The sequence below is a fragment of the Actinomycetota bacterium genome (assembly GCA_040755895.1).
Taxonomy (GTDB): domain Bacteria; phylum Actinomycetota; class Aquicultoria; order Subteraquimicrobiales; family Subteraquimicrobiaceae; genus Subteraquimicrobium.
Genome location: JBFMAG010000062.1, coordinates 1 through 6,298 on the forward strand (window position 1 = coordinate 1; position 6,298 = coordinate 6,298).

Annotated in this window: 7 protein-coding genes; all 7 read left to right on the top strand. The window is 45.6% G+C overall.

Annotation, left to right across the window (positions count from 1 at the left end; all coding sequences use genetic code 11):
• Positions 1 to 358: cob(I)yrinic acid a,c-diamide adenosyltransferase (locus tag AB1466_02895; protein MEW6189051.1), on the top strand; the 358-nt coding region annotated here is incomplete at its 5' end.
• Positions 359 to 395: 37 nt separating this feature from the next.
• Positions 396 to 1,337 (top strand): adenosylcobinamide-phosphate synthase CbiB, encoded by a 942-nt coding sequence (cbiB, locus tag AB1466_02900; GenBank protein MEW6189052.1) that lies wholly within the window; start codon positions 396 to 398, stop codon positions 1,335 to 1,337.
• A gap of 28 nt (positions 1,338 to 1,365) precedes the next feature.
• The gene (gene cobD, locus AB1466_02905; GenBank protein MEW6189053.1) at positions 1,366 to 2,457 is read left to right on the top strand and encodes a threonine-phosphate decarboxylase CobD; all 1,092 of its coding nucleotides are present in this window, start codon (positions 1,366 to 1,368) and stop codon (positions 2,455 to 2,457) included.
• A gap of 67 nt (positions 2,458 to 2,524) precedes the next feature.
• Positions 2,525 to 3,583 (top strand): nicotinate-nucleotide--dimethylbenzimidazole phosphoribosyltransferase, encoded by a 1,059-nt coding sequence (gene cobT / locus AB1466_02910; GenBank protein ID MEW6189054.1) that lies wholly within the window; start codon positions 2,525 to 2,527, stop codon positions 3,581 to 3,583.
• Positions 3,576 to 4,319, top strand: a complete 744-nt coding sequence (gene cobS, locus AB1466_02915) for an adenosylcobinamide-GDP ribazoletransferase (protein ID MEW6189055.1) — start codon at positions 3,576 to 3,578, stop codon at positions 4,317 to 4,319. Before cobT ends, cobS begins: the two co-directional genes overlap by 8 nt.
• Positions 4,320 to 4,347: 28 nt before the next feature.
• Positions 4,348 to 4,956: a histidine phosphatase family protein gene (locus AB1466_02920; protein MEW6189056.1), complete on the top strand. Its 609-nt coding sequence runs from the start codon at positions 4,348 to 4,350 to the stop codon at positions 4,954 to 4,956.
• Positions 4,957 to 5,040: 84 nt separating this feature from the next.
• Complete coding sequence (gene hisC / locus AB1466_02925; protein ID MEW6189057.1) at positions 5,041 to 6,135, top strand: histidinol-phosphate transaminase; 1,095 nt, start codon at positions 5,041 to 5,043, stop codon at positions 6,133 to 6,135.
• Positions 6,136 to 6,298: the final 163 nt, after the last annotated feature.

Here is a 6,298-nt window from a genome sequence, read left to right on the forward strand (position 1 = left end):
TTTGAGGATAGAAATTTTCTGCTTTGCACCTAAGCACCCACACTTTTGTGAGGTGGATTTCAAAGGTGTACGGGAGGATTGTTTGAAAGCCCTCCGTTTTATCCAAGAGATTTTCCAGAGGGAAGAATATGATCTACTTATTTTGGACGAAATAAATGTGGCTTTACGTGATGGGTTCCTGACCGAAGAGGAGATATTTACTCTCTTGGATAAGAAGCCTCAACATCTTGAGCTCATTTTAACTGGCAAGGGAGCTACGGAGGCTCTCATCGGGAAAGCCGATTTGGTAACCGAGATGAGGAAGATAAAGCACCCCTTTGATGGAGGGATGAAGGGAAGAAGGGGAATAGAATTTTGAAACGCCGATTCTTTAGCAAGCACAGGGTTGATGACGAATGGTTGGAAAGATAATTTTGGCTTTTCTTTTGGATTTGCTCTTGGGCGATCCTCCCAGACTGCCACATCCAGTCAAGGCGATGGGGAAGCTAATCACCTCCCTTGAAGGACTGTTGCGAAAGTTTGCTCGAGGTAAGGGGAAGTACCTTGCGGGTTTCATCCTCACCTTCACCGTTGTTTCAATTTCTTATGTAGTCACCCTTTTGGTTCTCATTTTGACCAATTCGATTTCCAGTTGGTTGAAGATGGCCATTGAAGTTTACTTACTTTACGCCGTATTGGCCACCAAGGGTTTATCCAGAGAGGCGATCTCGGTAGGTCATTTGTTATCCAGGGATTTGGACGCCGCTCGGAAGCGTCTATCTCACCTTGTGGGAAGGGATACGGAGAACCTCGGTGAGAGGGAGATCCTTCGCGCCACGGTTGAAAGCGTGGCCGAGAATACCACCGATGGGGTTGTAGCTCCATTATTTTATGCCTTTCTGGGAGGTCCTGCCTTGGCCATCGCCTATAAAGCGGTAAATACCTTGGATTCCATGGTGGGTTATAGGAATGATGACTATCGCAGATTTGGTTGGTTTTCAGCCAGGCTTGATGATCTGGCAAATTTCATTCCCGCTCGAATAACCGGATTTTTATTTCCCATAGCCTGTCTGCTTTTGCGTAAGGATGCTCGATCCTGTGTCCTGATAATGCTTCGAGATTCGAGAAAACATTTGAGTCCGAATGCCGGCATCCCCGAAGCGGCTATGGCGGGAGCCCTCGGCGTCCGGCTGGGTGGAGTGAACTTTTACCAAGGTATATCCAGTTTTCGCCCTTTTATGGGGGATGCAAAAGTAGAAATTTCGCTTAAGCATATACGCGAGGCAACGGCGATCCTATATATGGTTGCTTTCCTTTCACTATCACTGGGAGCGGTCATTTATTTGGCCGTTGGGTAGTGGCAAGTGCAATGTTGTGGAGGTTTTGATGAAGGGATTTAAGCGGGTACACGGTGGAAATAGATTGGAAGTCGCTTGGGCTCACGGTCACCCCCTTGACCAATTAATCGATTTTAGTGCCAATATCAATCCCTTTGGTCCTCCGCCTTCCGTCTTTGAGAGCATTAGAGAGAATTTATCCGAGGTCGCTCATTATCCGGATCATGAGTCGAGGGGGTTGAAGAAGGCTCTGGCGGAGTATCTTTCAGTCAAGCCCAGTAGCATAATTTTGGGCAATGGGTCTGTGGAACTCATCTACCTTTTGACCAGCTATTTTCGTCCCCGATTTGCATTGATTCCCGCTCCCACATTCTGCGAGTACGAACTGGCCATCAAAGCTGTAGGTGGAGGGGTAATCCATATTCGGCTCAAAAAGGAAGAAGGTTTTACCATTCCTACAGAAGAGATTTTGGAAGCTCTTCCGAGGGTGCAAATGGTTTTCCTTTGTAATCCCAACAATCCCACGGGAAATCTACTTGCGGGGGAGGATTTACTCAAGATTTTGGAAAGAGCAGATGAACTCAAGGTCGTACTCATCTTGGATGAAGCTTATATGGACTTCGTCGAGAAAAGAGAGAGATTCTCTCTGAACAGGGAGGCGGAAAAGAGAGACAACATTTTTGTATTGGGTTCGTTGACGAAGTTTTTTGCTTTGGCTGGCTTGAGAGTAGGATATGCCATAGCCAATCCCAAGTACGTGGAAGAATTAAATTCTATCAAAAATCCCTGGAATATAAACTGTTTTGCTCAGGTGGCTGGCGTTTCTGCTCTTAGGGATATCGAGTTCATGAGGCAAAGTAGGATCAAAATTCGGGAGAATAGGCACCATCTGTTCATGGCTTTGTCGGATATGAAGGGTCTTAAACCCTATCCTTCGCAGGCAAATTTTATACTGGTGGAGATCGAGCATCGGGATTGGGATTCAAAGAGACTTCAGAATGAGTTGGCGAGGAGGTGCCTCTTAATCCGCGATTGCGAATCTTTCCGCGGCCTTAGCAGGGGGTTTATCCGCTTGGCGATTCGAACCCGTGAGGAGAACGAAAAATTGATCGATGCTCTCAAGGAGATATTAAGTTCATGAAGATCAGTGTCCACTTATCACCGCGTAGGTGATAAGTAGGATGTTAATTTGCATTATGGGGGTTAAAATGTACAGATTAAAGCGAATATTGAAGACAATCGGTGATGTGGACAAGGAGGCAATGCATCTGGCGAGGGAAAGGCAAAACCAATTAACCAAACCAAGGGGTAGTTTAGGAGCTTTAGAAGAGATATCAATTAAAATTGCAGGTATAATGGGCAATCCATTACCGAAAATTGCCGATAAGGTCATCGTGGTTATGGCCGGAGACCATGGGGTGGTGGAAGAGAGAGTGAGTGCTTTCCCTCAGGAGGTAACGGTCCAAATGGTCTACAATTTCATTGAAGGAGGAGCCGGCATCAATGTCCTAGCTAGACATGTCGGTGCCAGGGTAGTCGTCGTGGACATCGGGGTAGCAAGTAGCATCAATAACCCTCGGGTCATCTCGCAAAAGGTAAGAGCCGGTACTGCGAATATTGCCCGAGGACCCGCGATGTTGAAGGGTGAGGCAATCGCCTCAATCGAAGCGGGAATAAGGATCGTCCAGGATGAAGTGGAAAAAGGTGTCAGCATCATCGGTACCGGGGATATGGGAATTGGCAACACCACCCCCAGCAGCGCTATATTGGCGGCTTTCACCGGTCTCCCCGTGGAAAAGGTCGTTGGCAGGGGTACCGGTATTGATGACCATCGATTGAGTTTGAAGATCAGGGTCATTGAGGAGGCATTGGAGGTAAATCAACCCGACCCCGATGATCCTTTGGATGTCTTGACCAAAGTAGGGGGCTTAGAGATTGGAGGACTCGCTGGTTGTATCCTCGGTGCAGCTGCTCTTAAGATACCCGTGGTAATCGATGGGTTTATCTCCGGAGCCGCGGCTTTGATAGCCAGCAGAATTGCTCCAAAATCCGTGGGATATATGGTCGCCTCCCATGTATCGGCGGAACAGGGGCACAAGATAATGCTCGATGTATTGGGCTTAAAACCCATGCTCTATATGGATATGCGTTTGGGTGAGGGAACGGGAGCTGCCCTTGGAATGAGCATTGTCGAGGCCGCCTGTAAGATTTTGTCCGAGATGGCCACCTTCGGTGAAGCTGGGGTATCGGAATCAATCGATGATTAATTCATTCCTTCACGCTTTGAAGTTTTTAACCATATTTCCCATTCCCGAGCCTAAAAGGCAGGATCTTAAAAGCCTGGGAAGATCCACAACATTTTTCCCATTGGTTGGATTGCTTTTGGGTTTAATTTTGGTCGCATTTAATTTTCTCCTTTCCTACTTTCTGCCGCACCGAGTGGTAAATTTTCTCTTAGTAATCTCGTTAATCATCCTCACTCGGGGGATTCATCTCGATGGATTGGCAGATAGCGCAGATGGTTTTTTGGTGGGGGGCCAAAAAGACGAGATACTGAAAATCATGAGGGATACTCGAATAGGTACCTTTGGGATAACCGCCTTGTTTCTCATTTTGTTGCTTAAATTCCTTTTGTTGGACTCACTTCCCAATGAGATCAAAAACTTTGCTTTGATTACGATGCCCTCGCTGGGGCGATGGTCCACGGTTTATGCCGCTTTTCTATACCCCGCAGCTCGAGGGGATGGTCTGGGGAAGATATTCATCGATAATACCAAATCATTTGAGCTTTTTGTTGCCTCATCAATCTCGTTATTGATTGGTATACTCTGCTTCAAATGTGGATCGATCCATGTTTTTGCCGGTCTGTTGCTGTTTACAACGGCCATCGCTCACTTTATGTCGAAAAGGATTTCGGGCATGACGGGAGATACGCTTGGGGCTATAACGGAACTTTCCGAGGTTTGGATATTGCTAACAATTTTGGTATCATTTAGCCACTAGCAAGCGACCTCGAATAGGGGATAATCAGGTGTTACGGGTATTTCTCATTCGGCACGGCGAGACCCAGTGGAATGTGGAATCGAAATATCTCGGTTCCACGGATTTAGGGCTGACTGAAAGAGGGAAACACCAGACTTTAGTTTTAGCCAGGAGACTTAGGGGAGAATCCTTGAATTCAATCTATTCCGGTTCTTCAAAACGAGCCCTCACGACCGCTCAAGCCATCGCCGATATTCATGGATTGGAGATCAAGGTGCTTCCTCAATTAAACGAGATCAACTATGGGGAGTGGGAGGGGCTCACTTATGATGAGATAAACAGAGACTACCCCCGATTTATGGAAAGATGGACTGCGGGCGAGGAAGGTCTTCCTCCGGGAGGAGAGTCATTGTCTTCCTTTAAAAGTCGCGTGAGTGAAGGTTTGCAGCGAGTGATCGGTGAAAATGCGGAGGGAAAAGTTGTTATGGTCACTCATGCTGGTCCGATCAGAGCCATAATTTGCGAGATTCTGGGTTTGGATTTTTCTAATTTTTGGAAGATAAAACAGGATAGCGCCGCTCTTAATATAATTGATTTTTATGACAAAGGGGGAATAATTTCATTGCTCAATGACACCTGCCATTTGAGGTGGGATTAGTTTGGCTCTTATTGAGAGGTTGAATCGGCTTGTGCTAAAATTTTCCTACAATTCGGTAGATTTTTCGATATGAGGAGTTAAAAATTGAATGATATCTGTCGCCCCGAATTAGATGGGTTAAAGCCGTATAAACCCGGAAAACCAATTTCTGAAGTTCAATGTGAACTAAAGCTTAAGAAAGTGATTAAATTGGCATCCAACGAGTCTCCATATCCACCATTTCCTCGAGCTATAGCTGCGGTAGAAAGGATATTCAGGGATCTGAATAGATATCCCGATGCCAATTGCACTGCTCTTAAGGGAAGGTTGGCCTCTTTTCTTGATGTTCCCGAGCCAAATATCATGATAGGCAATGGGTCAAACGAGCTCATCAGACTGATCGCCAATGCCGTATTAAATCCGGGTGAGGAAGTGATATTCGCCAAACCCTCCTTCATCGTTTATCCAACTGTGACCAGGATGATGGGGGGAATTTGCAGGGAAATTCCTCTTAATAACTTTAGGCATGACCTTCCAGCAATGCTGAAGGCCATTAGCGAAAAGACTAAAATGATCATAATCTGCAATCCCAACAATCCCACGGGAACTATAGTATTTGAGGACGAAGTGAGTGAATTTTTGGAGAAAATTAGAGGAGGAGTAGTGGTCGTATTCGATGAAGCTTATTTTGAATATGTCGAGGATGAAAGATATCCCGATGGAATTGATTATTTCCGCCAAGGGAAGTTAGTTGCCATCTTACGCACCTTTTCCAAGATATATAGTTTGGCTGGTTTTCGAATAGGTTATGGTGTAGCTCCCAATTTTCTGGTGGAGGCGGTGAGCAAGATTCGGGAGCCCTTTAATGTGAATGCCCTGGCGCAGGTTGCGGCTCTGGCCAGCCTCGATTGCCAGGATGAAGTGATTAGAAGAAAGCGCCTGAATGCCGAGGGCAAAAGATATCTTTATGGGGAATTTGAAACACTGGGTTTGGAATGCGTTCCAACCGAAGCCAATTTTATATGGGTAAATGTGGAGCGAGATTCTCGAGAGATTTTTAAGAAATTGCTTCACCGAGGAGTGATCGTAAGAACTGGAGATATTTTTGGCTATGATACCTACCTCAGAGTGACCATTGGAACCAGGGAGGAGAATGAGGAGTTTATTGCAGCTCTTAAGGAGGTATTGAAGGATCGTTGAAGGTTCAAGGTTGTGGGTTAAAGGTTTATTCACATAAGAATAAAGTATAAGCTAGGCATAAATTTCGATTAAGCTCCTGTTAAATTCAAAATTTAAAATGAAAACTGTAAAATGACAATCCAAAATTCAAAATGTTTAAACCAGTTTGGCCAAAAAGCTTATT